Origin of the sequence: Pseudomonas guariconensis (assembly GCF_015680235.1) — a bacterium.
Classification (GTDB): Bacteria; Pseudomonadota; Gammaproteobacteria; order Pseudomonadales; family Pseudomonadaceae; genus Aquipseudomonas; species Aquipseudomonas guariconensis_A.
Genome location: NZ_JADLJL010000036.1, coordinates 1 through 20418, shown reverse-complemented (window position 1 = coordinate 20418; position 20418 = coordinate 1). Strand labels below are relative to the sequence as shown.

The 20418-nt window shown below is 65.5% G+C and carries 19 protein-coding genes and 1 riboswitch; of the genes, 7 read left to right on the top strand and 12 right to left on the bottom strand.

Going from position 1 to position 20418, the window contains the following annotated elements; translation table 11 throughout:
- Positions 1-89: 89 nt before the first annotated feature.
- Positions 90-297, bottom strand: a riboswitch (cobalamin riboswitch).
- A 42-nt stretch (positions 298-339) separates the two neighbouring features.
- From IRZ56_RS19670 to lpxO, 3 genes are all read right to left on the bottom strand, one after another.
- On the bottom strand, positions 340-909 hold the full coding sequence (locus tag IRZ56_RS19670; RefSeq protein ID WP_196146468.1) for a GNAT family N-acetyltransferase: 570 nt from the start codon (positions 907-909) through the stop codon (positions 340-342).
- Between the two features lie 74 nt (positions 910-983).
- Positions 984-1328, bottom strand: a complete 345-nt coding sequence (locus IRZ56_RS19665; RefSeq protein ID WP_196146467.1) for a carboxymuconolactone decarboxylase family protein — start codon at positions 1326-1328, stop codon at positions 984-986.
- A 232-nt stretch (positions 1329-1560) separates the two neighbouring features.
- A complete protein-coding gene (gene lpxO / locus IRZ56_RS19660; RefSeq protein ID WP_196146466.1) occupies positions 1561-2460 on the bottom strand; it encodes a lipid A hydroxylase LpxO in 900 nt (299 codons plus the stop codon).
- 195 nt (positions 2461-2655) lie between these two features.
- Here lpxO and thpR point away from each other — a divergent pair, with 195 nt between their 5' ends.
- On the top strand, positions 2656-3201 hold the full coding sequence (gene thpR / locus IRZ56_RS19655; RefSeq protein WP_196146465.1) for an RNA 2',3'-cyclic phosphodiesterase: 546 nt from the start codon (positions 2656-2658) through the stop codon (positions 3199-3201).
- 3 nt (positions 3202-3204) lie between these two features.
- Here the strand turns inward: thpR and IRZ56_RS19650 are convergent, their stop codons facing one another.
- On the bottom strand, positions 3205-3807 hold the full coding sequence (locus IRZ56_RS19650) for an NAD(P)H-dependent oxidoreductase (protein ID WP_196146464.1): 603 nt from the start codon (positions 3805-3807) through the stop codon (positions 3205-3207).
- Between the two features lie 92 nt (positions 3808-3899).
- On the opposite strand from IRZ56_RS19650, the gene IRZ56_RS19645 reads away from it, so the two are divergent.
- A complete protein-coding gene (locus IRZ56_RS19645) occupies positions 3900-4496 on the top strand; it encodes a TetR/AcrR family transcriptional regulator (RefSeq protein WP_196146463.1) in 597 nt (198 codons plus the stop codon).
- A 147-nt stretch (positions 4497-4643) separates the two neighbouring features.
- The gene (locus IRZ56_RS19640; RefSeq protein ID WP_196146462.1) at positions 4644-5852 is read left to right on the top strand and encodes a sugar transporter; all 1209 of its coding nucleotides are present in this window, start codon (positions 4644-4646) and stop codon (positions 5850-5852) included.
- A 4-nt stretch (positions 5853-5856) separates the two neighbouring features.
- On the opposite strand, the gene IRZ56_RS19635 is transcribed toward IRZ56_RS19640, so the two are convergent.
- The gene (locus IRZ56_RS19635; RefSeq protein WP_196146461.1) at positions 5857-6771 is read right to left on the bottom strand and encodes a LysR family transcriptional regulator; all 915 of its coding nucleotides are present in this window, start codon (positions 6769-6771) and stop codon (positions 5857-5859) included.
- 102 nt (positions 6772-6873) lie between these two features.
- Here IRZ56_RS19635 and nfsB point away from each other — a divergent pair, with 102 nt between their 5' ends.
- Positions 6874-7524 carry an oxygen-insensitive NAD(P)H nitroreductase gene (nfsB, locus tag IRZ56_RS19630; protein ID WP_196146460.1) on the top strand — a complete coding sequence of 217 codons (651 nt, stop codon included), beginning with the start codon at positions 6874-6876 and terminating at the stop codon, positions 7522-7524.
- 54 nt (positions 7525-7578) lie between these two features.
- Here the strand turns inward: nfsB and IRZ56_RS19625 are convergent, their stop codons facing one another.
- From IRZ56_RS19625 to IRZ56_RS19615, 3 genes are all read right to left on the bottom strand, one after another.
- Positions 7579-9027, bottom strand: coding sequence for an MFS transporter (locus IRZ56_RS19625; RefSeq protein ID WP_328311906.1), 1449 nt, complete (start codon positions 9025-9027; stop codon positions 7579-7581).
- 165 nt (positions 9028-9192) lie between these two features.
- On the bottom strand, positions 9193-10347 hold the full coding sequence (locus IRZ56_RS19620; RefSeq protein ID WP_196146458.1) for an aminotransferase class V-fold PLP-dependent enzyme: 1155 nt from the start codon (positions 10345-10347) through the stop codon (positions 9193-9195).
- Positions 10348-10533: 186 nt separating this feature from the next.
- Positions 10534-11460, bottom strand: coding sequence for a LysR family transcriptional regulator (locus IRZ56_RS19615; RefSeq protein ID WP_196146457.1), 927 nt, complete (start codon positions 11458-11460; stop codon positions 10534-10536).
- Between the two features lie 139 nt (positions 11461-11599).
- Here IRZ56_RS19615 and IRZ56_RS19610 point away from each other — a divergent pair, with 139 nt between their 5' ends.
- A complete protein-coding gene (locus IRZ56_RS19610; protein ID WP_196146456.1) occupies positions 11600-12829 on the top strand; it encodes an acyl-CoA dehydrogenase in 1230 nt (409 codons plus the stop codon).
- 84 nt (positions 12830-12913) lie between these two features.
- Here the strand turns inward: IRZ56_RS19610 and IRZ56_RS19605 are convergent, their stop codons facing one another.
- The 4 genes from IRZ56_RS19605 to IRZ56_RS19590 form a co-directional block, all read right to left on the bottom strand.
- Positions 12914-13987 carry a TerC family protein gene (locus IRZ56_RS19605; RefSeq protein WP_230390459.1) on the bottom strand — a complete coding sequence of 358 codons (1074 nt, stop codon included), beginning with the start codon at positions 13985-13987 and terminating at the stop codon, positions 12914-12916.
- Between the two features lie 163 nt (positions 13988-14150).
- Positions 14151-15458: a substrate-binding domain-containing protein gene (locus tag IRZ56_RS19600; RefSeq protein ID WP_196146455.1), complete on the bottom strand. Its 1308-nt coding sequence runs from the start codon at positions 15456-15458 to the stop codon at positions 14151-14153.
- Positions 15459-15626: 168 nt separating this feature from the next.
- Positions 15627-16232 (bottom strand): cupin domain-containing protein, encoded by a 606-nt coding sequence (locus tag IRZ56_RS19595; RefSeq protein ID WP_196146454.1) that lies wholly within the window; start codon positions 16230-16232, stop codon positions 15627-15629.
- A gap of 40 nt (positions 16233-16272) precedes the next feature.
- Positions 16273-18225, bottom strand: a complete 1953-nt coding sequence (locus tag IRZ56_RS19590; RefSeq protein ID WP_196146453.1) for an FAD-dependent oxidoreductase — start codon at positions 18223-18225, stop codon at positions 16273-16275.
- A gap of 183 nt (positions 18226-18408) precedes the next feature.
- Here IRZ56_RS19590 and IRZ56_RS19585 point away from each other — a divergent pair, with 183 nt between their 5' ends.
- Together IRZ56_RS19585 and IRZ56_RS19580 are read left to right on the top strand one after the other, a co-directional pair.
- A complete protein-coding gene (locus IRZ56_RS19585) occupies positions 18409-19452 on the top strand; it encodes an ABC transporter substrate-binding protein (protein ID WP_196146452.1) in 1044 nt (347 codons plus the stop codon).
- 71 nt (positions 19453-19523) lie between these two features.
- On the top strand, positions 19524-20285 hold the full coding sequence (locus IRZ56_RS19580; protein ID WP_268868151.1) for a class II aldolase/adducin family protein: 762 nt from the start codon (positions 19524-19526) through the stop codon (positions 20283-20285).
- Positions 20286-20418 lie beyond the last annotated feature (133 nt).

Below are 20418 nucleotides of genomic sequence, written 5' to 3'. Positions count from 1 at the left end.
TGAATGGATCCCGGTGGAAACAACGCATAGACGAGCAAGCACGCACGCAGGGGCGCACGCGAAACCGGCCTGCGCCCGCCCACCGCGGGTTTGCCAACGAAGCTCCAGGCCGGTCTCCGGGCTTGCGAGGGTCATGAACGCCTTCACCTTCCCATGCGCGAGGCACAGTGGTGTGTCGAAGGGTTCGCTCGCTTACCGTTGCGGGGGCAGCGCCGGACTTGTCCTGCAAAGGACGCACCGGCTTCCCGTTTCACCCTGCGCGCGGCGGCGCAGGACACCTGAAACAGGTGCGCATCTGACCATCGTTCGGCGCGGGAGTCAAATGCGCAAGGGGAGGGTTCAGCGACCGCGACGGCGCGATACGCGGGCCTCGATGTTCTTGCGCCCGATCAACAGCGGCGGCTTTTCCACCACCGGTTCATCGGCCAGCCACTTGTACATCACCAGGCAGTCCACCAGCCCCAGCTCGGCATGGCGATAGGCTTTGGGCAGGCGGCCCACGGTCTCGAAACCGAGCTTGTGCCACAGCGCCACGGCCACTTCGTTAGTGGCCACCACCGAGTTGAACTGCAGGGCCAGGAAGCCTTCCTGGCGTGCCAGTTTCTGTGAGTGTTCGCACATCAGCCGCGCCACGCCACGGCCACGGGCGGCTTCGGCGACCATGTAGCCACAATTGCCCACGTGGCTGCCGGGGCCTGCTGCGTTGGCCTTGAGGTAGTACGAGCCCAGCAGTTGGCCGTCGGCTTCGGCCACCAGGGTGCGCAGCGGCAGCGAAAGCCACAGGTGGCGGGCTTGCTCGAAGCTGAGGTCGGGGTCGAAGGCGTAGGTCTGGCGGGCCTGGACGATGGCCTGGAAGGTCGGCCAGAAGCGCTCGAAGTCTTCCGGGGTCATGGGGCGGATCTGGATCATGGCGGCTCCTGCGGGCTGAACCGCCAAGTCTGGGTGGCGTGGCGCCGTCGCGCAAGAGCGGCGGCGTCGTTCGCTCAACTGCCGGCCTTGCCCACCGCATCCATGACGCGGGCCGAGTACACCAGCGCGGCGCCCGCATTCATCGCCACGGCCACACCGAGGGCCTCGGCGATTTCCTCACGGGTGGCGCCTTGCTTGACCGCTTGCTGGGAGTGCACGGCGATGCAGCCATCGCAGCGGGTGGTCACAGCCACGGCCAGGGAGATCAGTTCGCGGGTTTTGGCATCCAGGTGATTGGTCTTGGCCCCGGCACCGCTGGCTGTCATGTAGCCGGCCACGGTGTCGGGGGACAATTGCTTGAGATCGCCGATGCCGGCCATCAACTGCTTACGGTAGGCGTCCCAGTCCATCATGCTCATCGCGTTCACCTCAAGAGGTTGGCAACAGGAGCTTTCAGGCTAGTCGAAGATCGTGATGGGGGATTACGCAGCCCGATGGGCTGCGGTGCTGTGCGGGCTTGCCCGGCGATCACGCGCGAAGCCCTTGCCAGGCGACGGTGATATCCGGCCCGGCCCAATCGCGGGACAAGCCCGCTCCTACAGGGGGGCGCCACCCCCACGCCGATCGCGCTGGATCCAAGGCCCCGCGATCTCAGATGTAGATGAAGAACAGTACCAGTGCCGCGACGACAGCCCACTTCTCCAGGTAGTAGCGGGTACGGTTGCGCTTCTTCATCGCCTTGCCGCGCTCGCGAATCTTGTAGATGCGGGTGAACAGACGGTTGATGCCGCCGGTCTTGTCGTTGGCATCGTTGGGCGCGGCGGCGGCGGCCATGACGTTGCGGCTGAACCAGCGGTTGAAGGCGGTCGCCCAGCGGTACTTGAGCGGGCGCTCCACGTCGCAGAACAGGATGATGCGGTTGTGCTCGGTGGTGTTGGCGGCGTAGTGGATGTAGGTCTCGTCGAACACTACTGCCTCGCCGTCGCGCCAGGAGTACTTCTGGCCGTCGACATCGATGTAGCAGCCGTCGTCGTTGGGTGTGTCCAGGCCCAGGTGGTAGCGGTAGGAGCCGGCATAGGGGTCACGATGGCGCACCAGCTTGGCGCCCGGCGGCAGGGTGGCGAACATGGCCGCCTTGACCGTGCCGATGCCCTGCAGCAGCTCGGTGGTGCGCGGGCACAGCTTCATGGCCGAAGGGTGGCTCTCGCCGTACCACTTCAGGTAGAAGCGCTTCCAGCCGGTCTTGAAGAACGAGTTGAAACCAACGTCGTCATAGTTGTCGGATTTCTTGATTTCACCCACGTGCAGCAACTGCTGGGCTTCCTCGCGGATTTCCTGCCAGTGATCCTTCAGCGGCTGCAGTTCCGGGAACGCCTCCACCGGCAGGTAGGGCTTGGCCGGGTGCCTGGAGAACAGGTACAGGAAGGCGTTGACCGGGGCGAGGAAGCTGGAGTGGTCGCCCAGCTGGCGGGTCAATTTATGGCGAACCCGACCGCGCAGGTGAACATAGGCGATCGAGAGGGCGAAGATCAGTACGAGTGCGATTTTCATGGACGGATGCTTGTCGAAATGGCCACGCGTCATGGCTTGAGCCCGCCAGCATAAACAATCATGGTGGCGCTTTGTAGGATTAATCTCAGATTGCCAGGCAGACATTGGTACGAGGTGGTGCCGGTCATGAGGGGTGAGGGTCAGGCGTGCCTGTGCGATGATGCAGCCATGCCCCTCGCAACAGGACGCCTGCCAATGCCAGTGGATGAACGGGAAACCGGGCAACCCTTCAAGCGGTTGTTCTTCGCCTTGCCGGTGGCCGACGCCCAGCGCCGGGCGATGGCGCTGTGGCGTCGAGGGCTGGGCTTGCGCAACGGCAAGCCGGTGCCGGCGGAAAACTTTCACCTGACCTTGCTGTTCCTGGGGGACGTGGACGCGGCCCAGGTGCCGGCGCTGTGCGCGGCCGTCAACAGCCTCAAGGGCCCCGAAACACCGTTGCGCCTGGCCTTGGACCGCCTGCAGGTATGGCCAAGGGCCAATGTGCTGGTGCTGGAGCCGCAGCACACGCCACCGGCCTTGCGCCGGCTGGTCTATGCCCTGGAGCAGGCCATGCTGCCGTTGGGCATCGCCCCGCAGGCCCGTGAATACCGGCCGCACCTGACCCTCTCTCGCGACTATCGCGCCCAGGTGCCGGAAGCTGCGGCGGCGCCGGAATTTTTCCTCGCCGCCCGGCATTTCACCCTCTACGAATCGCGCAAGGGGCGCTACTGGCCGTTGGCCGAGTGGCCCCTGGCAAATTGACCGTCAGGCCGGCAGCGCCTCGGCGGTAACGAACAGCTGGGCACCCAATGCACGGGCCTGGCGTAGATACGGCGCAGGATCCACCCCCTCGCTGTCAGCTAGCAGGGTCGAACTCAATACCTGTGCGCCGCAGTAGTCGAAGATGCCGTGCTCGATCTGCACGCGCATCGCTTCGCCGTAGCCGTGGCGCTCGAAGGTAGCTGCGTCGGCACCGGCAACGCCCACCAGGTGCACGGTAAGGCCGCGCAGTTTCTTGGTCATGGGGCCGTTTACCTGGTAGTCGAATGCCCAGCCATTGCTGAACACCCGCTCCACCCAGCCCTTGAGCAGGGCCGGCATGGACCACCAGTAGATCGGGTAGACCAGCACCAGCGTATCGGCCCGCTCGATGCGCGCCTGCTCGGCCAGCACATCGGCAGGTGGCCTGGCCTGGCGGCGGTGTACTGCATGGTCGGCCAGACCGAAGCGGGGGTCAAAGCCTTCCCGGGCGAGGTCAGCGAATTCGCTGCTGTGCCCAGCGCTGGCCAGGCCCTCGGCGACTTGATGGGCAAGGGCGTGAGTGAGAGATTCGGGGTCGTGATGACCGATGACGATCAAGGCATGCATGGCGACGCTCCAGATGGGGGATGCGCAGTTGGGGCGAGCGCTATATACTCGCAGTAAGTTACGATTGGTAAGTTACTTTTGGTAGGTAGCCGATGTCAAGCACCGAAAAACACCCACCGCGCAAACGCCTGTCCCGGGAAGATCGCCGCCGTCAATTGCTCGACATGGCCTGGCAGCTGGTGCGCGAGGAGGGCACCGATGCCCTGAGCCTGGGCCGCCTGGCCGAGCAGGCTGGTGTGACCAAGCCGGTGGTCTATGACCATTTCGAAACCCGTACCGGGCTGCTCGCGGCTTTGTACGAGGAGTACGACGCACGCCAGACCGCCATGCTAGAGGCTGCCCTGACTGCCGGCGAGGCAACCCTCGAGGGGCGTGCCGGGGTGATCGCCGCGGCCTATGTGGATTGCGTGATGAGCCAGGGGCGGGAGATCCCCGGGGTCAGCGCCGCACTGGCCGGCTCGCCTGAGCTGGAGTCGCTCAAGCGGGCCTATGAAGGGCCCTTCCTGGAAAAATGCCGCCAGGCGCTGGCGCCGTTTGCGCCGACGGGCACGGTTGGCACAGCTGGGCTGAGGGTACTGGTGGGGGCGGCGGATGCGTTGTCCCTGGCAGCTGCGGCCGGCGAACTGGAGCCTGGGGCGGCAAAACGGGAATTACAGGCCACTATCATTGCCATGGTCGCACGGCAGTGATCCTCCCCCGTCACGGGTTGTGAGGCCCAGGCGCGATGCGTACCATGCGGGCATTCCTTCCAATAAAAAACCGTGCGTCACCGGCCTTGAACCTGGGCAGGTGGTGGGCGGCCTATCGCCTTGTCTTCGGAGATCAACAACCCTTCCATGAACGGACCTACCCCTAATGTTCTGCCGCCAACCGCCGGTACCGGGAGCTGGCTGAGTGTCGTCGCCCTGGCCCTGGCGGCCTTCATCTTCAATACCACCGAGTTCGTCCCGGTGGCCCTGCTGAGCGATATCGGCCGCAGCTTCGACATGACCACCGCCCAGGTCGGCCTGATGCTGACCATCTACGCCTGGGTAGTGGCCCTGGCGTCGTTGCCGATGATGCTGCTGACCCGCAACATCGAGCGCCGTCGGCTGCTGCTGTTCGTGTTCCTGGTGTTCATTGTCAGCCACCTGCTGTCATGGCTGTCCCAGAGTTTCGCCATGCTGCTGGTCAGCCGTATCGGCATTGCCCTGTCCCATGCGGTGTTCTGGGCCATCACTGCCTCGCTGGCGGTGCGCGTGGCGCCACCCGGGCAACAGGCCAAGGCCCTGGGTTTGCTGGCCACCGGCACGACCTTGGCGATGGTCATGGGCATCCCCCTGGGGCGGGTGGTGGGCGAGGCTCTGGGCTGGCGCGTGACGTTCCTGAGCATCGCCGGTGTGGCGCTGGCGACCATGCTCTGCCTGATGAAATCGCTGCCGCTGTTGCCCAGCCAGAATTCCGGCTCCCTGCGCAGCTTGCCGATCCTGTTCAAGCGCCCGGCGCTGGTCATCACCTACCTGCTGGTGACCTTGGTGATCACCGCGCAATTCACCGCCTACAGCTACATCGAACCGTTCGCCCTGCACGTGGCGCAGATCGGTGGCGAGCGCACCACGTTGCTGCTGTTGCTGTTCGGTGGCGCGGGTGTATTCGGCTCGCTGCTGTTCAGCCGCTACAGCGATCGCTTCCCCCATGGCTTCCTGGTGGCAGCGATCGCAGCGCTGGCGTCTTGCTTGCTGCTGCTGTTGCCGTTGTCGGGCAACTTCTATGTGTTCGCCGCCTTGAGCATGGTCTGGGGGGTGGCGATCCTGAGCTTCAGTCTGTCGCTGCAATCGAAGACCCTCAAGCTCGCCTCGGATGCCACCGATGTGGCGATGGCGCTGTTCTCGGGGATCTACAACATCGGCATCGGCGGCGGTGCGCTGTTGGGCAGTATCGTCAGCAGCCAGCTGGAGGTGGCCTATATCGGCCTGGTGGGCGGCGTTGTCGCGGTGGTCGGCCTGGTGCTGGCGGCGGCCAGCACTGCGCGCTTCCGTGAAGCCCTGGGCAAGCAGCAGGCCTGAAACTTCATCGTTGCAGGCTATGGAAAGCACCGGGTGGCTGCAGTGCGGCGAAACGCTCGCGCAGCCACAGGTGCAGCTGCGACACGGCAGGTGACAGCTGCTTGCGGTGCGGGCATACCAGCGTCACCGGCGTCGGTTCGCCAAGGTGCTCGGGCAGCAGCACTTCCAGCTCGCCTGCGGCCACGTTGCCACTGACATCCAGCCACGACTTGTAGACGATCCCTTCGCCTTCCAGGGCCCAGCGCCGCACCACATCGGCGTCATCGCTGAACAAAGGGCCGCGCACCTGCACGCTGCGGTTGCCCAGGCGCCACCTGTCGTACACCCGGCCCATCTGCAGGTACAGAAGGCATGCGTGCTCTTGCAGTTCATCGAGTGTGCGCGGCCGGCCGTGGCGCGCCAGGTAGCCGGGCGAAGCCACCAGGACCCGGCGGTTCCACGGTGCCAGGGGCAGGGCGATGTAGTTGGCATCCTGGTTCAGGCCATAGCGGATGGCCACGTCCACCGGGTCACGGGCGAAGTCGGCGATCTGGTCGGAGAGAAAGAAGCGCAGGCTCAGGTCCGGGTGCTCGCGGCGAAAGGCGCTGAGCCAGGGCAGCAGGATATTGCGCCCCAAGTCCGAGGGTGCCGACACCTGCAGCACACCGCGCAGGGTGCTGTGGGCACCGTGCAGGTTGTCTCGGCCCTGGCGCAGGGTGTCGAGCACGCTGTGGGCCGTGGGCAGGTACAGTTCGCCTTCGGCGGTCAGGCGCAGGCTGCGGGTGGTGCGGGCGAACAGGCGTACGTCCAGCTCGCGTTCCAGGCGCTTGATCGCCGCGGCCACCTGGCCAGGCAACACGCCTGCCTCTAGGGCCGCAGCGGTGAAACTGCCCAGCGCGCTGCTGCGCACGAACAGTTCGAGATCGGTGATGCGCAGCATTTTCACTCCAGGGATGAAAGTGTTGCTGCATTGTGCCGCTTTTTCTTTTTCCCAGGAAAGATAAGATGCCCGCACATTCCGTTCCCCTGAGGAGTTTCCCTGATGGATACCGTTGCCCTGGCCAAGCGCCGTTACACCACCAAAGCCTACGATGCCAGCCGTCGCATTCCCCAGGCGACCATCGATGCGCTGCTCGAGCAGCTGCGCCACAGCCCGTCCTCGGTCAACTCCCAGCCTTGGCACTTCGTGGTGGCCGACAGCGCTGAAGGCAAGGCACGTATCGCCAAGGCCACCGAGGCCTTTGCCTACAACACGCCGAAAATCCTCAACGCATCCCACGTGATCGTCTTCGCCGCCCGTACCGACATGACCGAAGCGCACCTGGAGGCGGTACTGGCCCAGGAAGCCGCCGATGGGCGTTTCCCGACCGAGCAGGCCAAAGCCGGCCAGGACCAGACCCGTCGCGGCTACGTCAATCTGCACCGCTTCGACCAGAAGGACCTGCAGCACTGGATGGAGAAACAGACCTACCTGGCGTTCGGCACCGCGCTGCTCGGCGCCGCTGCCCATGGCCTGGACGCCACTCCCATCGAAGGCTTCGACAGCAAGGCGCTGGACGCCGAGCTGGGCCTGCGTGAGCAAGGCTTCACCAGCGTGGTGGTGCTGAGCCTGGGCTACCGCAGCGAGGACGACTTCAACGCTGGGCTCAGCAAATCGCGCCTGCCGGCGTCGCAGGTGTTCACCTTCCTCTGAGGGCGCCGCCGATCGTTGCATGAAGACCGGCCAGTTGCCGTTGCACCTGGCCGGTTACTCTTCCTGCGCCTGGGACAGCGGGCGCGCCACATGTTCAAGCGACTTGCGCTCCGCCGCCGTCCCCCATCGTGCCTGCACCAGTGCGGCCAGGACCATCAAGCCGGCACCGATCAGGTAGCCATACAGCACGTTCGTGCGTTCACCCGTCTCGATCAGGGCACCGAACAACATCGGCCCGACCAGCCCGCCCAAGCCCGTGCCGAAGGCGTAGAACACCGCGATGGCCAGGGCGCGGATCTCCAGCGGGAAGGTTTCGGCCACGGTCAGGTAGGCGGAACTTGCCGCGGCGGAGGCGAAGAAAAAGATCACCATCCAGGCCAGCGTCTGCTGGGTGACGTCGAGCAGCTGTTGCTGGAACAGGTACCCGCTGATGCCCAGAAGCACGCCGGACACCAGGTATGTGGTACTGATCATCAGCCGCCGCCCCCACACATCGAACAGCCTGCCCAGCAGCAAAGGCCCGCAGAAATTGCCCAGGGCGAAGGGCAGCACGTACCAGCCGATGCGCTCGGATGGGATCCCATAAAAGTCGGTGAGCACCAGCGCATAGGTGAAGAAGATGGCGTTGTAGAAGAACGCCTGGGCGCTGAGCAGGGTCAGGCCGACCAGCGCACGGCGCCGATGAATGCCGAACAGGCAGCGCCACACCTCGCCCAGCGGTGTATGGCCGCGGGCATGCAGGCGTATGGGTGGGCCATCGACGGCGGGTAGTGCGATGCCCCGCAGGCGGTACTGGCGCTCGATGGCGGCGACGATACGTTCGGCCTGTTCCGGCTGGTTATGGATCAGCAGCCAGCGTGGGCTCTCCGGGATCCACAGGCGCATCAGCAGGATCGCCAGGCCCAGCACCGCACCGATGCCGAAGCACAGGCGCCAGCCCAGCTCGCCGCCCACCAGCGCCGGGTCGAGCAAAACCACCGATCCCACCGCGCCAAGGGCGGCGCCCAGCCAGAAGGTGCCGTTGATGGTCAGGTCCACCCAGCCGCGACAGCGGGCCGGGGTGAATTCCTGGATGGTCGAATTGATCGCGGTGTATTCGCCGCCGATGCCGGCGCCGGTGAGAAAGCGAAATAGCAGGAAGCTCCACAGGTTCCATGAAAACGCCGTCGCCGCCGTGGCGCCTATGTACAGGAACAGGGTGACGAAGAACAGCCTGCGCCGGCCCAGGCGGTCGGTCAGCCAGCCGAAGAGCAGGGCACCGAGCACCGCGCCGGCGATGTAGCTGGCGCCGGCCAGGCCGATTTCGGTGTTGCTCATCTGCAGCGCCGGGCTGTCCTTGAGCGCGCCGGACACCGAGCCTGCCAGGGTCACCTCCAGGCCATCGAGCAGCCAGGTGATGCCAAGGGCCAGGACCAGCAAGGTGTGGAAGCGGGTCCAGGGCAGGCGGTCGAGGCGGGCGGGGATATCGGTATGGTAGGTGCGTCCGGTCTGGAGGTGGGGCACGAGGGGCTCCTGTCTGCTGGCGAGTGTGCGCATGGCAGTTGAGCCACTGGAGGGCGGAAGAGTTCAAGGCGTTCGGCATACTGGCTTTGGTGCCTGTGAGACCGAGCGCCGCCCGCGCGGCGCTCGGTCTCACAATCACCACCCACCTCAAGGCCTGCCCCAATCTCACCACAACGCAGCCGAAGCCGCTGTGACCGCACGGCCAACTACCTCGATGGCCTTGTCGACCTCGTCCTCGCGGGTAAAGCGCCCCAGGCTGATCCGCACGCACTTGCGCGCCCGCGCTTGGTCCAGCCCCAGGGCCAGCAGCACATGGGAGGCGGCGTTGGCCGCCGAGTTGCAGGCCGAGGTCGAGGACACGGCCAACTCGCTTGCCAGCGAGGCGCTGTTGAAGCCCTTGGCGTCGATGCACAGGTTCAACGTGTGGGGAATGCGTTGCTCAGCGCAGCCATTGAGGCTGACCCCCGGCAGGGCCAGAAGCCCTTGGCGCAGGCGCTCGCTGAGCCGCTGGATACGCTGGTGCTCGCTGTCACCAGGCGCACCGGCCAGGGCGAAGGCGCTGCCCATGCCGACGATCTGGTGGGTGGCCAGGGTGCCGGAGCGCAGACCACGCTCATGGCCACCACCATGCATCTGCGCGTGCAGCAGCGCGCGGGCCCGAGGGCCGACATACAGCGCGCCGATGCCTTTGGGGCCGTAGGCCTTGTGCGCCGAAAACGACATCAGGTCCACCGCTTGGCGAGCCAGGTCGATCGTCACCTTGCCCACGGCCTGGGCGGCGTCGACATGCAGGAGCGCGCCATGGGCCCGTACCCGTTCGCCGATGGCAGCGAAGTCGGTGACCGTGCCCAGTTCATTATTGACCGCCATCAGCGACACCAGGCGGGTGTTGGGGCGCAATGCCGCCTGCACCGCCTCTGGCTGGATCAGCCCGGCGTTGTCCGGCGCCAGGCGCGTGACCGCCCAGCCCAGGCGCTCCAGTTCGGTCGCGGTATCGAGCACCGCCTTGTGCTCGAGCTGGCTGGTGATCAGATGGCCCGGTTGCTCGGCACCCTGTGCGATGCCCTTGAGCGCCAGGTTGTTGGATTCGGTGGCACCGGAGGTCCAGACCAGCTCGGCCGGTTCCGCGCCCACCCGTTCGGCTACCTGGCGACGGGCCTGCTCCACCAGCTCGCGGGCGGCCTGGCCGTAGGCGTGGCCGCTGGAGGCCGGGTTGCCGAAATGGCCGTCCTGCCCGAGGCAGGTGACCATGGCCTCGATGACCCGGGCGTCGACAGGGGTGGTGGCGGCATAATCGAAGTAGAGCGGGGCGCTAGGCATATTGGCGAGTCCGTGCTTGTCGCCTGACAGTGGCGATCGATGGAGCCATCGTAGCTAGCACGGCGGAAACGTTTTTTGCCTTGTGAGCGCCTTGTGTTGCCCATGGGGGAAAATTTTTCTAAGTGTAACGGATTAAATAGAAAGGATTTGTGGTTGTTGCGGCAAGAACCCCAGCCGTCGACTGGATCAAGCAGGTTCGGGGGCGGCTTCTTCCTCCGCCAGTACCCGGTCGCACAGCTCGGTGATCTGCTCGCGCATCCAGCGGTTGGCCGGGTCCTGGTCGGTGCTCTCGTGCCAATACAGATGGGTTTCCAGCGGTGGTACTTCCACCGGCAGTGGCAGGTGACGCAACTGGTGCCGGCGGGCGAAGCGCTCAGGCACGGTCATCACCATGTCGGTCTGCTGCAATACCTGCGAGGCCATCAGGTAGTGCTGCGAGCGCAGGGCGATCTTGCGTTGCACGCCCATCTTGCCCAGGGCCAGATCGACGTAGCCCAGGCCGTTGCGGCGGCTGGAGATATGGATATGGGTCATGGCCAGGTAGTGGTCCAGGGTCAGCTTGCCTTCGGCCAAGGGATGGCCCGGGCGCAAGGCGCAGACGAAGCGGTCCTGCATGAGCTTGACGTGGCGCACCTGTGGGTCGGTGTTCAGCGGCGCGTCCACGGCGAAATCCAGGCGGCCGGCGGCCAGTTCCTTGGTGGTCTCGCGGCGCTTGCACAGGAAGCTTTCGATCATCAGGGCAGGGGCGAGGCGACGCAGGCGCTGGAACAAGGGGGGCAGGATCACCGCCTCGGTGAGGTCGGTCATGCTGATGCGGAAGGTCTTGGTGGCCTGCTGAGGGTTGAACACGCGGCTTTCCTGCACCGAGGTGCGCAGTAGGGCGAGGGCGTTACGCACCGGGCCGATGATGTTCTGGGCCATGGGCGTAGGCACCATGCCCTGGGCGGTGCGCACGAATAGCGGGTCGTTGAAGGTCTCGCGCAGGCGCGACAGGGCATTGGACACCGCCGGCTGGGTGATGCCGACGATTTGCCCGGCGCGGGTCAGGTTGGCTTCGGTGTAGATGGCATCGAAAACGATGAACAGGTTGAGGTCGACCTTGCTGAGGTTCATGGCGGCGCTCTTTGTTGGTGTTATGGGGCGATCATATATTGGTTATGAATGTTTATACACGCTGAAAATAGACTAGGTGGATGACAGGCTGTTGCTCTAGGCTCAGGCCTATGTTCTCCAGCCCGTGAAGGTAGCCCCGATGGATTTCGCCTATTCGCCCAAGGTCCAGGCATTGCGCGAGCGTGTTACTGCGTTCATGGACGCTCATGTCTACCCCGCCGAGCCGGTGTTCGAGCGCCAGGTCGCCGAGGGCGACCGCTGGCAGCCCACCGCGATCATGGAGCAGCTCAAGGCCAAGGCCCGCGCCGAGGGGCTGTGGAACTTGTTCCTGCCTGAGTCGGCGTACGGTGCGGGCCTGTCGAACCTGGAATATGCGCCGCTGGCTGAGATCATGGGCCGTTCGTTGCTGGGGCCCGAACCGTTCAATTGTTCAGCACCGGACACCGGCAACATGGAAGTGCTGGTGCGCTACGGCAGCGAGGCGCAGAAGCGCCAGTGGCTGGAGCCGCTGCTGCGCGGCGAGATCCGCTCGGCGTTCGCCATGACCGAGCCGGACGTGGCTTCCTCGGATGCCACCAACATGGCGGCCACCGCGGTGCGTGATGGCGACGAGTGGGTCATCAATGGGCGCAAGTGGTGGACCTCCGGAGCCTGCGACCCACGTTGCAAGGTGATGATCTTCATGGGCCTGTCCAACCCGGACGGGCCACGCCACCAGCAGCACTCCATGATCCTGGTGCCCACCGATGCCCCCGGGGTGAGGATCGTCCGCCCGCTGCCGGTGTTCGGCTATGACGATGCACCCCATGGCCACGCCGAGGTCCTGTTCGAGCAGGTGCGGGTGCCTTACGAGAACGTGATCCTAGGCGAAGGCCGTGGTTTCGAGATCGCCCAGGGACGGCTTGGGCCTGGCCGCATTCACCACTGCATGCGCTCGATCGGCATGGCCGAGCGGGCCCTGGAGCTGATGTGCAAGCGCTCGGTGGCGCGCACCGCCTTCGGCCGGCCGTTGGCGCGGCTGGGCGGCAACATCGACAAGATCGCCGATTCGCGCATGGAGATCGACATGGCGCGGCTGCTCACGCTCAAGGCCGCCTACATGATGGACACTGTCGGCAACAAGGTGGCCCGCAGCGAGATCGCGCAGATCAAGGTGGTGGCACCGAACGTGGCGTTGAAGGTAATCGACCGGGCGATTCAGATGCATGGTGGGGCAGGGGTCAGCGGCGATTTCCCGCTGGCGTACATGTACGCCATGCAGCGCACCTTACGCCTGGCTGATGGGCCGGACGAAGTGCACCGGGCGGCTGTCGGCAAGTACGAGATCGGCAAGTATGTGCCCAGGGAGATGCTGCGGGGCGGGGAGTGAGTTGCCTGCTCGACCGCGGAGCTTGCTGTGGCTGCGTAGCAGCCCCATGCGCGACTATTGCGCAAAGGGGGTTCCAAGGCCGCCTCAGGGCGCGCTGGTTTTTTCTTTGCGCGGCGCCTGGGTATCGGTCTGTCTTGGCGGCTTCGCGTCGCCGCCTTGTGCCGACGGCGCTGGCTGATCGTCATGAGCGCTGCGGGTCTTGAACAGCGACAGCAACACCCCGCCGAGCAGCAACCCGAACGTCACGCCCAGCGACAGCAACGCCGGTACCTTGCCCACCATGCCGTGGTAGAAGATCTTGCAGCCGATGAAGATCAGTACCAACGCCAGGGCGTACTTGAGGTAGACGAAGCGATGCATCAGCGCCGCGAGGGCGAAGTACAGCGAACGCAGCCCGAGGATGGCGAAGATGTTCGAGGTGTAGACGATGAACGGATCCTGAGTGATGGCGAAGATGGCCGGCACGCTGTCCACGGCGAACACCAGGTCCGCCAGCTCGATCAGTACCAGGGCCAGGAACAGGGGCGTGGCATGGCGCAGGGCAGTGCTGTGGCCGGGCGGGGTGAGGCGCACGAAGAAATGCGGGCCGTGGATTTGCTCGGTCACCCGCATGTGCCGGCGCACGAAGCGCAGCACCGGGTTGTTGGCAAGGTCGGGGTGGCTTTCCTCCTTCGACAGGGCCATCTTCACCCCCGTGAACAGCAGGAAGGCGCCGAACAGATACAGTACCCAGGCGAAGTGTTGCACCAGCGCCGCGCCCACGCCGATCATGATCGCCCGCAGGAAGACCACGCCGAGGATGCCCCAGAACAGCACCCGGTGCTGGTAGCGGCGGGGAATGGCGAAGAAGCCGAAGATCATCGCCATGACGAACACGTTGTCCATCGACAGCGACTGCTCTACCAGGAACCCGGTGTAGAACTCCAGCGCCGACTGAGCACCGAGCTCGTACCAGACCCACACCCCGAACAATACGCCCACGCTGAAATAGCCCGCATAGAGCAGCAGGCTTTCGCGCATTTCGATTTCCCGGTCTTTGCGGTGCAGCACGCCAAGGTCCAGCACCAGCAAGGCGATGACGATGGCGACGAACACCAGCCACAACCAGGCGCTGGTACCGAGGAACGGGGTGGTGAGGAATGTGTGCAGAGCCGTCATGAGCCCCTCCTTGAATGTCGACGTTGCATGGCAACAGTGATCCGACATGGCGGCTCGGCAGCCGTCAGAGGGGCCCGGTATCACATGGGTTTGAGCCTAGTCCGGTTTTCCGGCGCTGCCGAATGGCAGGCTGTTACATTTTTTTGCGCCGCAAGGCCAGGCTTCAATACACCCATACTTCGACCCGCTGGTTTCGCAAACGTCCCTTTTGCTGATCGTTGCCGGCCACCGGCAACTCGTCACCCAGGCCAGTCACCTCCTTCACCTCGACGCTATGGCGGGCCAGCGCGCGGCGCACGGCCATGGCCCGCAGGCGCGAGAGCAGGGCGGCGCGCCCGGGCGTTGCCTTGGGGTCGCCAAAGCCGACCAGCACGACCTTGCGCTCGAGCTTGCCGGTCTGGCGCAGGTAGTCGGCGACCCGCTGGACATCGCGCAGGGCCTTGTTGTCGAGGTTGGCGCTGCCGGCCTGGAAACGGAAGCTGACGGTCAGGCGCTGGGCCTGGCTGGCCAGGGTGCGGTAGCGCGCGGGCATGTCCGCCTGGGCGGGAACCGGCAGGGCCTTGACTTGCTGAGAGACGAAGCCCTGCCGGGCGACGATCGCCTGGCCCGCCGGGCTCTGGGTGAACTCGGCCAGGGCCCGTGCCAGCGGGGCAGGGTGGGCGGGCAGGTAGAAGAACAGGCGCCGCGACAGCGGGTAGTCTTCGCTGGCTACCCGGGCACGGGTCGGCAGCAGCGCCGGGGCGTCACCCTCGGCAATGGCCAGGACCTTGGCGCCATGCACGGCGGTCAAGGAGCTGAAGCCTATGGCCTGGCGGTCGGCCTTGACCCGCTCGGCCAGTGCTTCGCTGGATTCGAAACGCTGGGCCTGGGGCGCCAGGCCGTGGTGGCCTGGCTCCAGCACCAGGGCCTTGAAGGTTTCGAAGGTGCCGGAGCGGTCATCGCGGGTATACAGGCGGATCGCGCCGCCGGCCACGCCCAACTGCTCCCAGCGCTGTACCTGGCCGGAAAACACCTGCGCCAGTTGGGTAATGGTCAATTGCGACAGGGGGTTGCCAGGGTGGACGATCACCGCCACGCCATCCAGGCCGATGATCTGCTCCGAGGCCTTGTCACGCAGGTCGCCCACCGCCTGCAGGCGCTGGGCCTCGCTGTCGGTGATGGGGCGCGAGGCGGCAGCCAGGTCGGCCTCGGCGTTGCCCAGGGCGGCGAAACCGGTGCTGGAGCCGTGGGCGGCGATGTCGATGAGCAGGGGCTGGCCTTGGGCGTTGATGGCGCGGATCCGGGTTTCGTTGGCCTGATCGCCCGGTGCCCGCTCGATGGCGGTGGCGCCTTGGGCCTCGAGCAGACCCAGGACCAGGGCCGGGGCCAGGGTGGCGCCGATGGTGTTGGAGCCCTGAATGCGCAGCTGCAGGGGTTCGGCCAGGGCCAGCAGGGGCAGCAGGCAGCAGAGCAAGGCAAGGAGGCGGGGCATCCTGGGAACCTGTGGCATGACGTTGGGCCGCAGATTACGACAGGGCGGTGACTGGAAGATGACAGACAGGCCGCCTGTGCGGCCCCATCACGGGGCAACCCGGCTTCTATAGGGGACGCATATAGTTATGCGTTGTTCTATGAGAGCGGGCTCGTCCCGCGATTGGGTTTAGAACGTAGGTGGCGTGATCACCCAGATCACCACGGCATCCTCGTCCCCGGGGTTGCCATAGCGGTGCGGTTCCTGGCTGGAGAAGCTGAAGCTGTCGCCCTCGTTCAGCTGGAAATACCGCTCTCCCACCCATAATTCGAAACGGCCCGACAGCAGGTACCCGGCTTCCTCGCCTTCATGGCTGTAGCTCTCCTGGCTGTAGGTACCAGGTGGAAAGCGCGAGTGGAGGATTTCCAGCTGGCGGTTGGGCTGGGGCGTGAGCAACTGGTCGACGATGCCGTCCTCGTAATGCACGCTCAGGCGGCTGTTGCGGCGCACCACATAGCCTTGATCTTCAGGGGCGGTGCTGGCTTCGCTGGCGAAGAACCACTGGATGGTCACGCCCAGGCTGCGGGCGATGTTGAACAGCGCTGGGATCGACGGGTAGGAGAGGTTGCGCTCCAGCTGGCTGATGTAGCCGGCGGTCAGTTCGCTCTGCTTGGCCAGCTCTGCCAGGGTCATGCCGCGGCGTTTGCGCAGGCCGCGGATGCGTGTGCCGAGAAAATGCGGGGCCGCGCCACCTGCTTCGGCGGCGGGCGTCGGCGTCAAGGGTTGCTCGCTCATTGCGCGTCGATCCATCGGGAAAGCGGCAGTATGACCAGCCTCAGAGCGCCCAGGCAACCGTCAGCCCGTCATGGATCGCCTCCTCGACGGTACGGGGCGCCAGGCAGTCGCCGACGCGCCTGACCTCAACCAGCCCGGCCAGCTCTTCGGCCAGGGTGTCCTGGGGCTGGTGGCCCAGGCACAGCACCAGGGTGTCGATGCCTTCGAAGATCATCGGCTCGCCGCTGGCGGTGTGCAGCAAGTAGACGGTGTTGTCGTCGCAGCCGTAGAGGCGGGCATACGGCGTGATGGCAATACCCAGGCGGTGCAGCTCGCCGGCCATTTGGTCGCGCACGTACAGCGGCAGGCTTTCGCCGCAGTGGGTGCCGTTGACCGCCAACTGCACCTGGTGCCCCTCGCGCACCAGGCGCTCGGCGATGCCCGGGCCGATCCAGTCGCTGCGCCAGTCCACCACCAGCACCGAACGGCCCAGGGTGGCCTGGTTGCGCAGCACCTGCCAGGCGTCCACCACCTGCATCTGGCCGTCGCGCTCGAATGTAGGCCAGTAGGGCGTCGCTCCAGTGGCGGCGATCACCAGGTCCGGGCGCTCGCGTTCGACCAGGGCGCGGTCGACCCGGGTGTTGCGCATCACGCGCACACCAGCCAGTTCCATCTCCCGTTGCAGGTTGGTGCTGGCGCCTCCGAATTCGCTGCGCCGGGGCAGCAGTTGAGCCAACAGCACCTGGCCGCCCAACTGCGGGCCGGCCTCGTACAAGGTCACCTCATGGCCGCGTGCGGCCGCTACTGCGGCGGCCTTCATGCCGGCCGGGCCACCGCCGGCGACCATCACCCGTTTGGGCGCGGTGGTGCGTTGCAGCGTGCCGTATTGCAATTCCCGGCCAGTTTCCGGGCGCTGGATGCAGGAGATCGGCAGGCCGCGGTGGAAGTGGCCGATGCAGGCCTGGTTGCAGGCGATGCAGGCACGCACGTCCTCGACTTGGCCACGCTCGGTCTTGATTGGCATCTGCGGGTCGCAGATCAATGCCCGGGTCATGCCGCAGACATCGGCCTGGCCGCGGGCAAGGATCAGTTCGGCCTCCTGGGGCTGGTTGATGCGGCCGGTGACGAACAGCGGGATGTCCAGGCGCGCCTTGAAGGTGCCGGCCTCGCGGGCCAGGTAGGCCGGCTCGATGGCCATGGGTGGGACGATATGCACGGCGCCGCCGAGCGATGCGGAGGTGCCGGCGACGATATGCAGGTAGTCGATCTCGCCTTGCAGGGCCTGGGCGGCCAGCAACGACTCGTCCTCGGTCAGGCCCTCGGGGTCACGTTCGTCGGCACTGATGCGCAGGCCGACGATGAAGTCCTCGCCGGTCGCCGCGCGTACCGCCGCCAGCACCTCGCGCACGAAGCGCAGGCGCTGCTCGAGGTCACCGTTGTAGCCGTCGGTACGGCGATTGACTCGCGGGTTAAGGAACTGCGCCGGCAAGTAACCGTGGCTGGCCACCACCTCAACGCCATCCAGGCCGGCCTGGTGCAGGCGGCGGGCCGCGTCGGCATAGCCCTGGACGATCTCATCGATCATCGCTTGGTCCAACGCCCTGGGCATCACTCGGAAGCGTTCGTTGGGCACTGCCGAGGCCGAATAGGCCACCGCCAACATGCCATCGGCGGTTTCCATGATCTCCCGGCCGGGGTGGAACAGCTGCGACAGCACCACGGTGCCGTGCGCATGGCAGGCCTCTGCCAGGCGCCGGTAGCCCTCGATGCAGGCATCGTCGGTGGCCATCAGCACATGGGAGGTATAGCGCGCGCTGTCGTGTACGCCGGCCACTTGCAACACGATCAGGCCGGCCCCGCCCTCGGCGCGGGCGAGGTGGTAGGCGACCAGCTTGTCGTTGACCAGGTTGTGGGTGGGCAGGCAAGTGTCATGCCCGGTGGACATGATGCGGTTCTTCAGGCGTTTGCCACGGATCTGCAGCGGCTCGAACAGGTGGGCGAAGGCGGTCGACATGCGCGCAGCTCCGGTGAGTTGTTGTTTTTATCCATGAAAGTGTAGCGCAAGTAAAAAATCAACTTGTTTTTTTACTAGCGCGCGACTAGCGTTCCCATCGACCCCTCATGCAGGGGCGCCTCACAACAACAAGAAAGCAGGGCCTTGGCTGCACCGGCCAGGCACCGGCAGGAGGAACCAGCGATGAATGCATTTCCCCGCAGGACCGGCGTTTGCGCACTGCTGTTGGCCCTAGGCCTGGGTAGCGCGCAGGCGGCGCCGCAGATGGTCGTGGTCGGCTATGGTGGCGCAGGTCAGAAAGCCCAGGATGTGGCGATCTTCCAGCCTTTCAGTGCCCAGGACGGCAGCCAGCTGATCCAGAGCGAATACAACGGCGAGATGGCCCGCATCCAGGTGATGGCCGATACCGGGAATGTCGATTGGGATGTGGTGCAGATCGAAGGCCCGGACCTGATGCGCGGGTGCGACGAGGGTATCTACGAGCGCCTGGACTGGCAGCAGTTGGGCGGTACCTCGCAGCTGTTACCCGATGCGGCCCAGGATTGCGGTTCGGCGGCGCTGGTGTGGAGCGTGGCGATTGCCTACGACCGTGACAAGCTGGCCCAGGCGCCGACCTCCTGGGCGGACTTCTGGGACGTGAAGAAGTACCCCGGCAAGCGCGGCCTGCGCAAACGCGCGGTGTACAACCTGGAGTTCGCCTTGCTGGCCGATGGCGTCAAGGTCGAGGATGTGTACAAGGTATTGGCCACCCCGGCGGGTGTCGAGCGCGCCTTCGCCAAGCTGACCGAGCTCAAGCCGTACATCCAGTGGTGGGATGCCGGCGCCCAGCCGCCCCAGTGGCTGGCCGCGGGCGATGTGGTGATGACGTCCACCTACAGTGGCCGCATCGCCGTGGCCGCCCAGCAGGGCAGCCCGCTGGCGGTGGTCTGGCCGGGCAGCCTGTATGGCATGGACTACTGGGCGATCATCAAGGGTTCCCGGCATGTCGATCAGGCGCGGCGGCTGATCGCCTATGCCAACCAACCCGATACCCAGGTGCGTTACGTCGAGCAGATCCCTTATGGCCCGACCAACACCCAGGCCGCGGCCAAGCTCGACCCGGGGCTGGCCAGCTGGGTGCCGACCTCGCCGGAGAACCTCAAGGGCGCGCTGGCCATGGACGTGGCGTTCTGGGTCGACCATGGCGAAGAGCTGGAGCAGCGGTTCAACGCCTGGGCCAGCAAGTGATGGTTTGATATCCGGGGGCGCTGTGTGCCCTTCTCGCGACGCAGCGACTCCATCGATCGCACATCAGGACAATGCCAATGACCCCTACCGAACGGACCCTGCGCCAGGAGCTGGCGGCCTGCTACCGGCTGATCGCGCATTTTCGCATGACCGACCTGATCTTCACCCATATCTCCGTACGCCTGCCTGGCCCGGACCACCACTTCCTGATCAATCCCTACGGCTTGCTGTTCGATGAGATCACCGCTTCGAAGCTGGTGAAGATCGACCTGCAGGGCAACCCGGTCGAGCCTTCGCCCTATCCGGTCAACCCGGCCGGTTTCGTCATTCATGGTGCGATCCATGGTGCCCGCGAGGACGCGCAATGCGTGCTGCACACCCATACACGTGCTGGCTGCGCAGTCGCTGCGCTGGAGTGCGGGCTACTACCGCTCAACCAGATCGCTATGGAGTTCTACGGCCGCGTCGGCTACCACGCCTACGAGGGGATCGCGCTGGACCTGGACGAGCAGCAGCGGCTGGTGGCGGACCTGGGGCAACACACGGTGATGATCTTGCGCAACCACGGCCTGTTGACCGTCGGCAGCACCGTGGCCGAGGCCTTCCTGCGCATGTACTACCTGGAGAAGGCCTGCGAAATCCAGTTGGCGGCGTTGCAGGCCGGGCAGGTGATCGTGCCGCCGCATGCAGTATGTGTGCACACCGAGCGGCAGTTCAACGAGCCGGCGCGACCGTTGAAGGCAGGTGAACTGGCGGATCCTGATGGCAATACCCTGGCGTGGCAGGCGCTGTTGCGGTTGCTGGAACGAGTGGCGCCTGATTATCGCGATTGAGCGAGATGCTTGGTTGCCGGTGCTGTCCCAATCGCGGGCAAGCCCACAGAGGGTCAGCACTGGCCGTTTGTTCTTTGCTCGACAGCGCAGCCCAAAGGGCTGGGTGACCTCCCGCAACAAGCGTACACAGGGC